Below are 16,442 nucleotides of genomic sequence, written 5' to 3'. Positions count from 1 at the left end.
GCTAAGATTTAACACCCGGTTTTCTACTCAGAAAGAAATCTTCCCTCCCGTATTCAGAAATAGAGTCCCATTCTGCGTTACTTGCTTCGCCTGAACGGCCTGACTGACTGTAACATGATGGCCTACTGAAATCGTGACTCCATCGTAGTGCCCCGGTACACAGTTACAATTCCAGGTACTGGCGCTCGACCAGTTTCCATCCTGCACGCTGGCTATGATACCATAGGTAGTCAAACTGGTAGACGATGAACAGCCCAACGATGTACCCGTTACCGAATACACCCCGGACGTAGTAATCACAATCGAAGTTGATGTGGCACTGGTCGACCAAAGGTAAGAGGTAGCTCCTGAAGCCGTAAGCGTAGTCGATTGTCCACTTGTGATCGTCGGACTGGGACTAGCTGTAACAGTCAGGCTCGGAATTGGATTTATAGCCAGGGTAACGCTGGCTATTGGACTACTCGCTCCATCAGTAGCCGTCGCGGTAAGCGTATAAACAGTCGGTGTGTTCACCGTAGGGGCCGTAAACGTGGCTGTAGCTCCGGTCGCCGACAGTCCAGTTGGCTGACTCGTCCAGGTATAGGAAGACGGGGTAAAATTGGCCGTTGTAGCTGTCAGGCTAAAAAGCGTCCCCGAACACACAGCGACCGGATTTGCCGGGCTGATCCGTACGATGGCGGGCCCTGCCACCTTCCGTACCCGTTGATTGTCCGTGTCTGCAATGTAGAGGTTATCATTGCTATCGATCGCTACATTCAGTGGATTGGCTAAGCTAGCCGCTGTAGCAGGCCCACCATCGCCACTAAACCCATAAAACTCATTTCCAGCCACTGTTATAATGGTTCCGTTCGCCAATACTTTCCGGATGCGATTATTTTGGGAATCATCAATATAAAGGTTACCGTGAGCATCTAGTACGACATCGGCCGGGTTGGCCAGGTTAGCTGCCGTGGCAGGACCGCCATCACCACCAAATCCAAACGTGCCGTTACCAGCTACTGTAGTGATACTGCCCGCAGGAGTTACCTTCCGAATCCGATGATTACCCTGATCGGCAATGTAGAGATTGCCCGTTCCATCGATGGCAACGGCAGCGGGATAATTCAGTTTGGCCGCAGTCGCTGCTCCGCCATCACCACCAAAACCAGCCGTACCAGTCCCGGCTACCGTTGTTATACTGCCCGCCGGGGTTACTTTCCGGACACGGTTATTCTGCGAGTCAGCAATGTATAGATTTCCATTACTGTCAATGGCTACACCAGCCGGGAAATTCAACTTAGCGGCTATTGCTGCTCCCCCATCTCCCCCAAACGCTGCTGTGCCATTCCCGGCCACCGTCGTGATGCTACCTGCCGGGGTTATTTTACGAATCCGGTTGTTTCCCTGATCGGCAATAAAGAGGTTACCACTCCCGTCAATCGCAATACCTGCCGCATTGGCCAGACTGGCCCCCGTTGCCAAACCGCCATCGCCACTGAATCCATAGGCGCCATTACCCACTACGGTTGTAATGATGCCCGACGCACTGATCTTACGAATACGCTGATTTTGCTGATCGGCAATGTACAGATTACCGCTAGCATCTACTGCCAACCCGAAGGGATTCGACAGACTGGCCAACGTAGCAGGACCGCCATCACCACCATAGTTGATGGTTCCATTGCCCGCAACGGTCGTCATAATGCCTCCAGTCGATACGTTTCGGAGACGATTATTCTGTGAATCAGCAATGTATAAATTTCCAGTTCCATCGGTGGCTACTCCTTTAGGTGAATATAAGCTTAAGGTTGTGGCAGACGCACTATCGCCATTATATCCAGCCGTACCATCACCCGCCACAGTACTGATGATGCCACCAGCCGTTACCATCCGAATCCGATGGTTGCTGGCATCCGCAATGAATAGGTTACCACTGCCATCCACCGATATGCCAAATGGATTGTTCAGACTAGCTGTAATAGCCAGCCCGCTATCGCCACCAAAACCGGCAGTACCATCACCAGCAACCGTAGCAATGGTGCCCGATGCCAACACTTTTCGAATGCGATTATTTTGCGAGTCGGCTATATACAGGTTACCACTACCATCTACCGAAACTCCAGTTGGACTGTTCAAGCTGGCCACTGTAGCCAGCCCCCCATCGCCACCATAGCCAGCCGTAGCACTACCGGCTACGGTTGTAATAATGCCCAGAGCATCAACCTTTCGAATACGATGGTTCTGTTGATCGGCAATGTACAGATTACCGGCTCCATCGACAGCTACCCCCGTCGGATTGGCCAAGCGGGCTGATGTAGCCTGATCGCCATCGCCACTAAAGCCAGCCGTACCAGTCCCGGCCACCGTTGTGATACTGCCCGCCGGGGTTACTTTACGAACGCGATTATTCTGCGAATCAGCAATGTATAAATTCCCACTGCCATCTACAGCCACACCCGCTGCATTGGCTAAACTGGCCGAAGTAGCCTGCCCACCATCGCCACTAAACCCATAGGCACCGTTCCCCACCACTGTAGTGATGCTGCCAGCCGGGGTCACTTTCCTGATTCGATGGTTACCCTGATCAACAATATACAGATTGCCGCTGCCATCGACGGCTATGCTAACGGGATTAGATAGATTAGCGCCGGTCGCTAGTCCGCCGTCGCCTTTTAGTGAAGAACCCGCCACGGTTGTGATAACCTGAGCAGCGAGTTGCGTATGTACGGCAACTAAGGAAACACTTAAAACTAGTCGGATAAAAGAGGTAAAGCGAGGAAAGTTCATAGCGAAAAAGGAAAGGAACGAGCTAGCCCATTCTACTAACTCCACAAGCTTTATTCGCTATCAAAATGTACGCCTAACTATCAACGAGTTAACCTTATCTGATTCTATGGATCATCTATTTCAGCAGGGTACTACTAACTTAAAATCTGGTGAATTTAGAAATTAAACAGCAAAACTAAATAAACGGTACAACTGACTCCAGGCTCATGCCACGCGAGCCTTTGACCAGAAGGTGCGTATCGGTCATGGGATGGTCCATTAGCCAGTTATGCAACGAAAACTTATCGGGGAAATAGTAGGCCTGAGGCAGATATGATAGCGCAAACTTCATGTCTTTACCCGCCAGAATCACCAGATCGAATTTCCCCTCGGCGATCAGTTTGCCCAGGGCGGCATGTTCGGCTTCGCTCTCGTCGCCCAATTCGTACATATCGCCTAAGATTACGACTTTCCGGTTGGCTGGCATGGCGGCAAACTGACGAATGGCAGCCGCCATCGAGCTGGGGTTCGCGTTGTAGGCATCCAGCAGAATCGTGTTTGTCCCCTTCGTAACTACTTGTGAGCGATTGTTCGTCGGATTATAGTCGGCAATAGCCCGGTTGGCTTCCTCGGTCGTTACGCCAAAATAATCGCCGATAGCCAGAGCCGCCAGCATGTTTTCGAAGTTGTAGCGACCGGGCAAATGCGTCGTAATTTCCTGTCCGGTTGTATCCCGATAAATGACAACGGGCGATTCCTGAAGTAGGTCAACGGGTTCGCCCGGATAGAAGATGGCTTCAGCAAAGGTCGTTTCGGGGCGATGCGTTTTAAGGCGGTCGCGGTACAGGGCGGTCAGGATCTTATCGCGAGAGTTGATAAATACCGTTCGACCGTTTTGCGCCAGATAATCGTACAGTTCACCCTTTCCTTTTTTAACCCCTTCGAAACCACCGAACCCTTCTAAGTGTGCCTTGCCCACATTGGTTATTAGCCCATGCGTTGGTTGAGCAATTGAACAAAGCAGTTCAATTTCTTTCTGATGGTTGGCTCCCATCTCGACTACTGCCATTTCGTACTGGTCATTAATAGCCAGTAGCGTCAGGGGCACGCCAATGTGGTTGTTGAGATTACCCAGCGTAGCGTATGTCCGATATTTTTTCGACAAGACCCCCGCAATCAGTTCTTTCGTTGTCGTTTTACCATTTGACCCTGTCAGGCCAATTACCGGAAAGGTGAAGGTTTGCCGATGGTGTCGGGCCAGGTCCTGCAAAGCCGCCAGGGCATCAGCAACAAGCAGACACGAACCGGTTAGCGCTTCACGAGCGGCTACCCCGGCATCATCAACCAGCGCATAGCGAGCCCCGGAAGCCAGTGCCTGTTCGGCAAACTGATTCCCATCGAATGTATCTCCTTTCAGTGCCACAAACAGACAACCGGGCGTAATTCGACGCGTATCCGTGGAAACACCGGTACATTCCAAAAATTTCTGATAGAGTTGTTCTGTGGACACCATGCCGATAGACTTAAATAGATGCTTCGTTCGTTGTTTTCGTGAATTGGCTGGTATACTGGACCCAACCTGTTTGCAAAGGCCCAAAATTAGATGAAAAAGCTATTTACGCTTTGTTTTTTGACCCTACCCTTTTTTACCCATGCTCAGTCGGGTGGTAAAATCGGGTTTCGGTACGACCAAAATCCGACGGTAAGTGTGAACGGCAAGGCCCTGCTGAATCCCTGGGCAGGCGGACTTAATTCGACACAATACTCAACCATCCGACTCAACGACGATACCCGCGATGACCTCGTCGTATTTGATCGCAGTACGGGCAAGGTCAATACCTTCGTCGCCATCGATAATCCAACCGGTAGTGGTATTGCCTGGCGGTACGCACCCGAATACGAAACGACTTTCCCACTAAATGTGTACAGTTGGCTGCTACTGGCCGATTACGACGGCGATGGCCGGAAAGATGTGTTTGCTGCCAGTTCGGCCGGGGTGCAGGTGCTGCACAATGAGTCGCAGAATGGGCAGGTAGTGTTTAAAACGGCCGCCAATCCGCTCTTGACGGTTGGCTTGAGTGGGCTACGTATTCCGATCTATGTAGCGGGTACTGATATTCCGGCCGTTACGGACTTCGACGATGACGGCGATATTGATATTATCACGTTCGATTCGGACGGCAACATTCTAGCCTACCAACAAAATATGAGCGTGGAACGAACCGGCACCAAAGGGCTGGATTTCCAGCGAATGGGCGGTACCTGCTGGGGGCACTTTCGCAAAGAATTCTGTAACGATTTCACCTTTGGTTTTGTGTGTGATGACAACGCTGGTGGCCGGCTAGCGGCTCAGTCGACCGCCGGTAACGCGCGACTCGCTAAACCCTTGCATACGGGCAATACGCTTACGGTTGTCGATACCGATGGCGACGGGCATAAGGATCTGCTATTTGGGTTCGTGAGCTGTGAAAACATCGCCCGACTAAAAAATGCGGGGCCCAATAGCGACAAAGCCAATTTCGTCAGTTACGACAGTCTGTTTCCGGCAACCGCCCCCATTCTGTTTCCTGCATTTCCGGCTACGTATTGGGAAGATGTGGATGGTGATGGACAAAAAGATTTGCTGGCATCACCAAATGTTAGTACCAACGACGGATACGCCTTCGATTTCCGGGCGTCGAGCTGGTTTTATAAGAATACAGGCACCACCCAGAAACCCGTTTTCCAGCTCAGCCAGAAAGATTTTCTGCAAACTGACATGCTCGACCTGGGCGAACGGGCAGCCCCTGCCCTGGCCGATCTGGATGGCGATGGCGACATGGATATGCTGGTTGGTTTCGGTGGAGTTGGCTTAGGCAGCAGCTACCGCTCGGGTATCTGGCAGTTTGAAAACAAAGGCACCTTGCAGAATCCGGCATTTGCACTGGTAACGACGGATTACCTGGGCATTTCCAAATCACTGACGTTAACCAACACGGTTCCTTCATTTGCCGACGTAGACGGAAATGGTAGTATGGACCTGATCCTGACGGGCGTAGGAGCCAGCGCTTTCGAGATTCGTGTGCTGGTCAATGCAACGGCCAAAGGCGCTCCCGTTCAGTACAATCTTGCGAGTGCTGTGCGCTGGACAACACCCAGCCTAATGGGCCCGAGCGATCTGCTGACCGTAACCGATGTTGATAAGGATGGAAAAGCTGACCTGCTCGTTGGCCGATATAGTCTGGGCACTATTCTTTATTACCGCAACACTGGAACGGCCACCAGCCCCTCTTTCCAATTACAAAACCAAACCTTCGGCGGCATCACCACCGACGATTATATATACGCCAAAGCCCGATCGCTGGTCGTAGCGGACTTAAATGGTGATCAGAAGAATGAGTTGATCGCTGCGGCCGACAATGGCACCGTTCGAGTCTATCAGTTTCCCGATAAACCTGACCAATCACTGACCCTGATCGATTCATTGGCCTCAATCGGTGTATCGGGTAAAGGACTCATTGCCACAGTAGCGGATTTGGATGGCGACCAACTCCCCGATCTGATTCTGGGTAGTGTGTCGGGTGGATTGCGCTATCTGAAAAATACCTCGCAGAAAGTTGTTATTACGGGTACGACCGACGAGCCAACCGGCCCCTGGGCATTTCCGAACCCAACGGATCGTTACCTGACCGTACGGCCCCCCTTTACCGGACAGGTAGAACTGCTCTCCTTATCGGGACAGGCCATGCTGCCTACGCAGCCTGTAGCACTCGATACCGACTCGGTCCTGGACCTGGGCAACCTGCCCGACGGCACCTACTTACTCCGGCTTACTGGCGATAATCGTCCGGCTCAGATACAGAAAGTCGTTGTCTGGAAATAATTCCAAACTCTTTTTTCTGTCAGTAGTTAGTCAATAATCATTTGAGGTCATCCCGACCCACCCTTTCTAACTAGTAATGACTATGGAAAATACAGACAACGCCGACATGCAAAGCCCGAATCAGGCTATGGGCAATCCGATGAAGGGCGTATCGCCCCAGCACAATGATCTCCCCCCCAACGATGAGAGCGACGACACTGTCATTTACACCGGGCTGGGCGTCAATAATCATCCCGACATTATGAACCCTGGCGACCAGGAAGCTTCAGATACAGTACTGCATACCGACACCGCAACCGCCCGGCACGCAACCGATGAACTATCGAACGATGCGGAGGAAGACGAATTCACCAATGACTTTGCCAATACCGACCTCTCCGACGATGACATTGATGAGCAAATCATCGAACTAGCCGAAGAGGAAGAAGAAGGCAATGAGCGCTATTAGAAAATCTTTTGAATAGGATAAAATTGAGAGTCCTTCTTATCTTGAAGTTCCTCAATACCAAGATAATGAACGGAATTGCGGCTAATCAGGGCTATAAAGACGGTTCAGTCCGTACGCAAGGGCCAGGCACGGCTGGCAGGTAGAGATTGCACCGCACGGCGGACCGTAAAAGTCAGAAAGTAGCCGGGGCTTTATCCCCAGAAGAATCGTTGGCCGATCGAGCGAAGCTTTAGCTGGTTCAATTTTCGACGGCGGTTGTTTCGGGGCGGAGAAAAGACAATAGAACGTTCGGAGGCTGTGATGCAGGTTGGCTTTATTTCCGTCCTCATCAATTGACTCCCCTACTAATCATCCAAAACATACTCTTATAGCAGCAAACCCACACTTTCGCGTGGGTTTGCTGCAACTTCTACCAATAAATAGCTGGCCTTATCTTAGATCGCCTATTCGCTGTGGCCGTTTAGTTTGCTTGATCACATACGGCGCACAGATGTCAGCTGGACAACCACAGACCGTAGGCATCAATATCACCGTCACATCCCGATAACAACCCGATGCAGTGTACACCCGAACCGTGTAAGCCTGTGCCGTAACTGGATTACCCAGGTTACTCACAATCACCCCGTTGCCCGGTATCGCCTTGGCAGCTCCCGACAGGGAGGCCGCTGGGTTGAAGCTGGCTCCTAACGAATATTGGTACGTCAGACCCGTTCCGAATTCGCTTAAAACGATTTGTCCATTGCTTTGAGCCGTGTTGCCCACACAACTGACCGGTAGGGCCTTAGCCTTAAAGTTCGGCAAGGTATCCTCGACCACAATGAAGGGACAGCAGCTAAAGTCGGGACACTGTCCTGAGCTACCATCGACCACCAGTGAGTAAGTCCCTGCCGTCGTTACACTCAGCACATTGGTCGTTGCCCCTACAATCTCGACACCATTCCGGTACCACTTGTACGAACTTCGACCGGCTGGGGCAGTTAGCTCAAAGGCATACTCATCTCCTGCACACATGTGTACTGGCACAGACGTACAAACTTTGGCTGTATCGCCCGGAATCGTCGCTGTATTATAGAGAATACCTGTACTGTCGGCCCGAGCCTGGAAGGTCAAACGTAAACTTTGACCGGCACTGATGGCCGGAATAATCCAGTTGCTGATGGGACTTCCTGGCGTAAAGGTGGTACCCACCGGAGCCGTTGCGGAATTAGCGATATAGCTTAGTCCAGTCATACTCGAATCCCGAACAACCACATTGGAAGCCGTCACTGTACTTGTATTGGTGAGCACCAATGTGTAGGTCAACACATCACCGACCTGGGCCGTCGACTTATCGACAAGTTTATCCAGCGTGAGCTGAGGAGCCGGTGTACACGATGCCGGAGCCAAATAAGCGGTGTTTACGGTTGAGCATCCTGACTGACTGGCTACCACCGTATGAGAAACCCCATCCGAAATCAAGCCATTGAATACGGCTGTATAGGTCGCTGAACTTACCGCACTAGTAGCAAAAGTCAAACTTTGGGCACCATTGGTAACGGTTAACACACCCGCCCCAGGATTGTTTAACGTCACTACCGCCGTGGCCGAGTAAGTGTTGGTTGCCGAAGCACACTGACCAGCACTTACAACCGCACTCATCGAGCAGACCGGACTCACCGTAATCGATTCCAGATCCGAATCATCTTCATCGCCACCCTGCAGTCCATTTTCATTGATAACATCATTCTTGATGGCACCATCATTGGAGGGGTTATTGTCTGGATTAGAGTCAATATCGGTACCTCCACTTGCACTGCTGATCTCAGCCAGATTGGTGATGGTGCCACTCAAACTGCTTACCGTAAAGACAATGGAGCGAGTAATGGAAGCTCCTGCTGCCAGACTGGCAATTGGGCTGTTAAGGGTAGCGGTGCTACCTGAGGCTGTCCAGTTGGCATCGTTCAAGGTCAACCCAGATGGGATGTAATCCGTAAGTTGGATATTGGTAGCCGCCAGGTTCCCCTGGTTGAATACAGTAATCGTAAACGTGACACTACTACCTGTGGTGACAGTAGCACTTTGGCCAAGAGCGAGGGTTTTACGCAAAGCCAGGTCAAACACAGGTGTTACCAGGCAGGAAGTCGGCGCAGTATAGGTCGTTGAAGCGGTCTTACCGGCATAACTCACCGTCACCGTATGCGAAGCGCCATCCGAAGTCAATCCACTTAACGAGTAAGCTACGGATGTGGCTCCGGCTGCCACACTCACCGTGGTGGTGCTAGATCCATCACTGATGGTAGCTGTACCCGCTACCGCGTTAGTCAGGCTCAAGGTTCCACTGATGCTGTACTGGTTGGTGGCACTCTGACACACACCGGGGGTGACACTCACCGCAATAGCGACTGTACAAGCCGTTGGTGCGGTGTAGATAGTCGAAGCTAGCCCACAAGTGGCCGCCGAGGCTGTCAATGTATGCATCACCCCATCGGAGTTTAGTCCTGTGAGCGTGAAGCTGACAGGCCCATTACCACTCAATGACAAAGTAGTACTGGCGGCACCGTCGACCAGAGTAATCACCTGTGTACCAATAGCATTAGTGGCCGATACAGAACCCGTTATGCTGTACTGGTTCGTTGCTGAGTTACACACACCAGGTGTCACGGTCACCGCCAACAGACAAGGAGGAGCTACAGTACAGCTAGCTGGAGCTGTATAGGTGGCACTGACCGTCTGGCTGGCATACGCAACAGTTACGGTATGCGAGCCTGTCCCTGAGGTAAGCCCAGGTATTGCAAACGTTACCGAGCTAGTACCCGATGCTACTGTGACGGTAGTTGAACTGCTTCCATCAGTGATAGTAGCCGTTCCAGCGGTGGCATTGGTCAGTGACAGGGTGCCAGAAACGGTGTACTGGTTAGTAAGCGAATTACATACACCGGGCGTAACGACCATAGCCAACGATGGCGCTACCGTACAGGAAGCCGGAGCTGTGTAGGTGACTGAAGCAGTCTTACCGGCATAGCTCACCGTGACGGTATGGGAACCTGTTCCTGAAGTCAGCCCTGTCAGCGAATAAGCCACCGACGTAGCCCCCGCTGTTACACTTACTGTGGTTGTGTTGCTGCCATCGGTAATAGTGGCCGTACCCGCAACGGCGTTGGTCAGGCTCAACGTTCCACTGATGCTGTACTGGTTGGTGGCACCTTGACACAAACCGGGCGTTACACTCACTGCAATAGCGACCGTACAACTAGCCGGAGCCGTGTAGGTGCTGGTTATGGTTGAGCAGCCGGGTAACGAAGCCACTACTGTATGCGAAGCCCCATCCGACGTTAAGCCATTGAATACGGCTGTATAGGTCGCTGAACTCACCGCACTAGTAGCAAAAGTCAAACTTTGAGCCCCATTGGTAACGGTTAACACGCCCACCCCAGGATTACTCAGGGTAACTACAGTCGTAGCCGAGTAGGTATTAGTCGCCGAAGCACAGGCCCCAGCCGTTGTTATCGCACTCAGACTACACACCGGGGCTACCGAACAGGAGGCAGGAGCCGTGTAGGTGCTGGTTACCGTTGAGCAACCGGGTAAGCTGGCTACCACCGTATGCGAAGCACCATCGGAGACCAACCCGTTGAACACCGCCGTATAGGTCGCACTACTGACAGCACTGGTGGTAAAGGTCAAACTCTGACCACCGTTGAGCACCGTGAGTACACCCGCCACTGGATTGGTCAGGGTCACTACGGCTGTGGCCGAGTAGGTGTTAGTGGCACTGGCACATTGCCCGGCAGTGACCACTGCACTCATGGAGCAGACCGGCGCTACCGAGCAACTAGCTGGTGCCGTATACGTAGTCGAAACCGTCGAACAACCGGGCAAACTCGCCACGACCGTATGGGATCCACTACCCGAAACAAGTCCGTTGAAGATCGCCTGAGTCGTCATAGTACCTGCGGTCGCTGGTATGTTAAAGGTTAGGCTACTCACGCCGTCAGTCACCGTCAATACCCCAGCCGTTGGATTGCTCAAGCTTACGGTTACGGTGTTGGAGAAGGTGTTGGTCGCCGAAGCACATTGACTCTGGGTCGTTATGGCACTAATTGAACACACCGGCGCCACCGAGCAACTAGCCGGGGCCGTGTAGGTGGTCGAAGCCGTTGCACAGGCGGTTGCACTGCTGGTAACCGTTACCGTATGTACGGCTCCATCACTCTGTAGCGTCGTATAACTGAAATTGATCGTTGTTGTACCGGCAGCGGCCGTCAGTGATCGTACATAGCTACCATCCGTCAAGGTGAGTGTCTGACTGGTAGGGCTATTGGTCAGGCTGATACTACCCGCCAGTACATACAGGTTAGTAGCTGGATTACAATTGGTCCCCGTCGCGGTTACCGATAGGCCACAAGTTGGCGCTACCGAACAGGAGGCAGGAGCCGTGTAGGTGCTGGTTACCGTTGAGCAACCGGGCAAGCTGGCCACCACCGTATGCGAAGCACCATCGGAGACCAACCCGTTGAACACCGCCGTATAGGTCGCACTACTGACAGCACTGGTAGTAAAGGTCAAACTCTGACCACCGTTACTCACTGTGAGTACACCCGCCACTGGATTGCTTAACGTCACTACCGTTGTGGCCGAGTAGGTGTTGGTGGCCGAAGCACAGACCCCGGCCGTCGTCACCGCACTCAGGCTACACACCGGTGCCACCGAGCAACTAGCCGGGGCCGTATAGGTACTAGTCACGGTTGAGCAACCGGGTAAGCTGGCTACCACCGTATGCGAAGCCCCATCGGAGGTTAAGCCGTTGAAGACAGCCGTGAAGGTATTCTGGGCATTGGCTGTGGTGGCAAAGGTCTGGGTGACCCCGGCCAGACTGACGCTCAGGCTACCCGCTACCGGGTTCTGCACCGTCACGACGGCGGTGGCCGAGTAGGTGCTGGTGGCCGAAGCACACTGACCGGCAGTAACCACCGCACTCATGGAACAAACCGGCGCTACCGAGCAGGAAGCTGGCGCGGTGAAGTTGGCAGTGGTAGTGCCGCAGCCAGGTAAGCTAATGGTGGCTGTATGCGAAGCTCCATCCGAGAGAAGCCCCTTGAAGACAGCCGTGAACGAAGGGGTTCCGGCGGCAATCGTCTGGCTGATGGGTGAACTGCCGGGCAGGCTGATGGTCAACGTACCGGCTGGCGCATTGGCCAGACTCACCACGACCGAAGCCGAGTAGGTGTTGGTGGCCGAGGCACAGATGCCCGCCGTGGCGGTAGTGCTTAGGGAGCAGACTGGAGCCACCGAGCAACTAGCCGGGGCCGTGTAGGTCTGGCTGACAGGGCTACAGGCCGCATTGGTATAGGTGGCTGTAACGGTGTAGGTTTGCCCATCACTGACCAGCCCTGAGTAGCTGAAGGTACCCGATGAGTTGCCAACCGGCAGGGCGATAGTACGCGAACTAAAGGCGGCCGAACTTAGGGTTAATGTACCGCTAGTGGGCACATTGGTGGCTGTCAGGGTACCCGAGAGGACATACGCGTTGGTCGCCGACAGGCAAAGTCCGGGGGTCAGATTCAAGGCCAGTCCACAGGCAGGCGCTACCGTACAGGAAGCCGGGGCGGTGTAGATCGTTGAAGCCGTCTTACCAGCATAACTCACCGTGACGGTGTGCGAAGCACCATCGGAAGTCAACCCACTTAACGAGTAAGCCACTGATGTAGCTCCGGCTGCCACACTCACCGTAGTGGTGCTAGCCCCATCGGTAATAGTGGCCGTTCCCGCCACCGCATTGGTTAACGAGAGCGTGCCACTGATGCTGTATTGATTCGTTGCACTTTGACATACACCCGGCGTTACACTCACCGCAATAGCGACCGTACAACTGGCCGGAGCTGTATAAGTAGTTGAAGCGGTTTTACCAGCATAACTCACCGTGACGGTGTGCAAGGCCCCATCGGAGTTGAGGCCACTCAGCAGGTAAGGGACGGAGGTCGCCCCGGCTGCTACACTCACCGTAGTGGTGCTGCTGCCATCCGTGATGGTAGCTGTGCCTGCCACCGCATTGGTCAGCGAAAGTGTACCTGAGATACTATACTGATTAGTGGCACTCTGACACACGCCTGGTGTGACACTCAAACCCAGTCCCACCGTACATGACGAGGGAGCAGTGTAGGTATTGGTGACAGTCGAACAACCAGGCAAGCTGGCTACTACTGTATGCGAAGCCCCATCTGAGGTCAAGCCGTTGAATACCGCTGTGAAGCTGACGCTGCTCACTGCCGTTGTCGCAAAGGTCAGACTCTGCACGCCGTTGGTCACCGTGAGCACACCCGCAGTCGGGTTACTCAGGGTGACTACAGTGGTAGCTGAGTATGTATTGGTGGCCGAGGCACAGACTCCTGCCGTCGTCACGGCTGTTAGCGAACAGGGAGCAACGCTACAGCTAGCGGGAGCCGTATAGGTAGCCGTTGCACTACCACAGCTGCTCAGTGTGGCCGTAACGATATGGCTTGAGGCATCCGACATTAAGTTGGTAAACGTAAAATTGACGGTACTATTACCTCCCGCTACACTCACACTCGTAGTGCTACTACCATCGGTAATAGTTAAAGTCCCCGCAGTCGCATTGTTTAGCGTAACGGTTCCAGTTACAGTATATTGATTGGTCGCTGGCTGACAGGTACCCGGCGTTACACTCACACTTACCGGCTGGCTACGAACTACCTGTACCGTGTCGGAACAACCGTTCAGGGTATATACAAACCCATACGTTCCATTTGCCGTCATTCCGCTGACAGCTCCTGCGTTGGTCACACTAGCGGAGGCAGGGTTGCTTCCCAATGCGGTCCAGCTTCCACCGGTTGGCGTAGCCGACAAATTAGCCGTAGTGCTGGGCGCACAAATGCTTTGATCCGTACCAGCATTCGGTTTTGCATTTCGCACAACGGTCACTAAGCTGGTACAGGAAGTCGCCTGCGAGCAAATCGTCTTGTCAAGCTTAATACGGAACTGAGCCGTTGGGTCGAAATTACCGACTACATTGCCCCAATCGAACTTAGCTGTCCCCGTCAAGGTGAAGCCATTCGCAATGGAGTAACCACGAATCAATAGGTCATCCGTGCTTTGCCCTGTCTGTAAATCCAAATTTCCGGCAATCGAGCTCCCGTTGAGGACAAGATTATCAACAAGCACTCTCGTATTCAGCGACGCATTGTGTGCCCCAAAAATACGGATGGCATTAATATCCATTTCGGTGGGATTAGTACTGGTCGTCGGATCCCATTGAAGCACAGTTGTGCCATTGATGGTAAATACAAATTTGTTAGTACCCGAAGCGGCCGGATTAAAGACCATTGTAAACGGATAGGCCGTGCCACTCACGTAGTTGAAGTTTGACGACGTTTCTACGACGTACGGGTAACTGTGCATATCAGCGATCGCTACCGAACCGGTCGGATTAGTGGTCGTTAATACGCCTGCCGTTACGCCAAAGTGTTGTTCTACCAGACCATCGATCACACTACCATTCGCTCCATAGTCAGTTACGGAATTACCAAAACAACCATCGCCCACCGGAACGTTATTTGTAATTCGGAAAGTATAGGTACCATTAGCCGTTAATCCGCTTATGGCTCCACCGGCGGTAATGGTCGCATTGGCAGGTCCCGACACAAACTCCCAGGCCTGATTGGAAGCCGCTGCCGGTAATACCAAAGCCGTGGTGGCCGGAGCACAAATAGTAGTACCTGTAGTGGTAGGTGGCGTACAGGTCACAGGTGTGTTACAACTCATAGGAGCCGTATACGTTACGCTCACGGTCTGCCCTGCATAGGTGGCCGTTACCGTATGCGTTCCCGTACCACTCAGACTGGTAAATGAATAGGTACCATAATTATCCCCGGCACTAATAGGGATAGTCGTCGTATTGGCTCCATCAGTAATGACCATTGAACCTGCCCCAGTGTTTGTAAACGAAAACTGCCCATTGACGGTATACAGGTTAGTCGTGGTATTACAAGGTCCGGGTACGGCTGTCAGAATAAAGGGAGAGACAACACATGACACAGGAGCTACCGTGATAGTCGTGTCCTTAGAACAGCCGGTTATTCCATTAAACAAGCGAATGGTGTAACTACCTCCCGTATTAGGAATATTGGATTGGACATTGATTGGCAGTGTACCAATGGTTGTTGCGGAAGCATACGCTGGACCTGTATACGTACTACCCGTACTTACACCATACCGATCCGCATTAGAGACTGCCGTAAGCGTGATTTTACCATTATTGTTGGCTGTCGATCCTGTACAGGTGGGAGCAGTTTGAGTAAAGGTAGGAATTGGGCAGACGTCAAAAAATATCACATCCTGCTTGGTATTCCCTGAATTGGAAGCTACGTATAAAGTGAAATTAGTCCCCGAACCATTATTAATGACCGAATTTTTAATCGTATTAAAGATGGTTAATGCATTCCCCGAGGTAATAGGAGTAGTGCCACCAGACTCTGTTATTGTACTGTTACCACTATTAAGGTCCAAAGAAGCCGCCGTACCATCATAGTCCATAACAATTTCAGAAATGGCCATCCCGATAGCGGCTGACAAATCGCCATACGCCTGGGTGGTCCAGTCCATTGTAGCCAGTTGGGTATAATAGGTGGCAAAAATATTTTTGATAGCATTAAATTTCAACGTGCGATTGACAGCCCAGTTATCGCCCAGCCCAAGGTCGTAGCTCAGTTGAGAGCCATCTGTGGCATAAGTATAGAGTACACTACTGTTGGGGTCATCGAAAAGAGGATTGACACAAAACCCCTGTACAGCATGCCCATTTAAGGCCGCAGCGGCTCCTATTGCCCCTGTAACCGTCATCTTAAAATTATAATACGGTATGTTCAGGTTATTCCAGTAAGGGCTCGACCCATCGTTTGCATTATAATATCGATATACCGGAATATTCGTAGTAGGTGTACTGGAAACGTTGGTAAATTGAATATCTTGAGCGAAGCTATTCGCCATAACCCCCAGCATAAGTACTATCCATAGACTGATAGCCTGGATACGAAAGGTAATGTCACAATACGCAACCTCATCTTCTGGGTGAGCATAATGAAACCTTCTTATGAGCAAAAAATTTCTTAAACGGGTAGTTGTTGTCATATTGGTCGATAGCTATAGGCCTAAGTACACAGCCGTAGTTCAATAAGGCCTATACATGACAAACAACATGCCATTTTTGTATACACTTAAATAGTTAAAATATATGAATACATATAATAATACCTTTATTTATAATCAAAAACACGATAGTAATCATACCCCAAAAACGGTAACCGGCCCGCGCTATTAGCAACATATGTGCCAGATAAAAGCAACTCGGCAATTTAAGTCTTGATAGAGTCCTGTTTGTATAGAGGTAGGTTA

Annotated in this window: 5 protein-coding genes; 2 read left to right on the top strand and 3 right to left on the bottom strand. The window is 51.9% G+C overall.

The genetic code is table 11. From position 1 onward, the window contains the following. Positions 1–27: 27 nt before the first annotated feature. On the bottom strand, positions 28–2,766 hold the full coding sequence (locus tag ACYVFD_RS09615) for an NHL domain-containing protein (RefSeq protein ID WP_461089717.1): 2,739 nt from the start codon (positions 2,764–2,766) through the stop codon (positions 28–30). 175 nt (positions 2,767–2,941) lie between these two features. After that, the gene (locus tag ACYVFD_RS09610; protein ID WP_461089716.1) at positions 2,942–4,258 is read right to left on the bottom strand and encodes a UDP-N-acetylmuramoyl-tripeptide--D-alanyl-D-alanine ligase; all 1,317 of its coding nucleotides are present in this window, start codon (positions 4,256–4,258) and stop codon (positions 2,942–2,944) included. A gap of 90 nt (positions 4,259–4,348) precedes the next feature. Between ACYVFD_RS09610 and ACYVFD_RS09605 the strand changes: the two genes are divergently transcribed. Both ACYVFD_RS09605 and ACYVFD_RS09600 read left to right on the top strand, forming a co-directional pair. Beyond that, positions 4,349–6,607, top strand: coding sequence for an FG-GAP-like repeat-containing protein (locus ACYVFD_RS09605; RefSeq protein ID WP_461089715.1), 2,259 nt, complete (start codon positions 4,349–4,351; stop codon positions 6,605–6,607). An 82-nt stretch (positions 6,608–6,689) separates the two neighbouring features. Next, positions 6,690–7,055, top strand: a complete 366-nt coding sequence (locus tag ACYVFD_RS09600; RefSeq protein WP_461089714.1) for a hypothetical protein — start codon at positions 6,690–6,692, stop codon at positions 7,053–7,055. A 429-nt stretch (positions 7,056–7,484) separates the two neighbouring features. Here ACYVFD_RS09600 and ACYVFD_RS09595 read toward each other — a convergent pair whose 3' ends face one another. Beyond that, the gene (locus tag ACYVFD_RS09595) at positions 7,485–16,037 is read right to left on the bottom strand and encodes a DUF7507 domain-containing protein (protein ID WP_461089712.1); all 8,553 of its coding nucleotides are present in this window, start codon (positions 16,035–16,037) and stop codon (positions 7,485–7,487) included. Between the last annotated feature and the right edge of the window lie 405 nt (positions 16,038–16,442).

Source organism: Spirosoma gilvum (assembly GCF_054776815.1).
Note: the sequence above shows the minus strand (reverse complement) of the source record. Positions and strands in the feature narration are given on the sequence as shown.

Coding starts and splice junctions, on each gene's coding strand:
- ACYVFD_RS09595 (WP_461089712.1), bottom strand. CDS start 16,037: ATGGCGAATAGCTTCGCTCAAGATATTCAATTTACCAACGTTTCCAGT.
- ACYVFD_RS09615 (WP_461089717.1), bottom strand. CDS start 2,766: ATGAACTTTCCTCGCTTTACCTCTTTTATCCGACTAGTTTTAAGTGTT.
- ACYVFD_RS09610 (WP_461089716.1), bottom strand. CDS start 4,258: ATGGTGTCCACAGAACAACTCTATCAGAAATTTTTGGAATGTACCGGT.
- ACYVFD_RS09600 (WP_461089714.1), top strand. CDS start 6,690: ATGGAAAATACAGACAACGCCGACATGCAAAGCCCGAATCAGGCTATG.
- ACYVFD_RS09605 (WP_461089715.1), top strand. CDS start 4,349: ATGAAAAAGCTATTTACGCTTTGTTTTTTGACCCTACCCTTTTTTACC.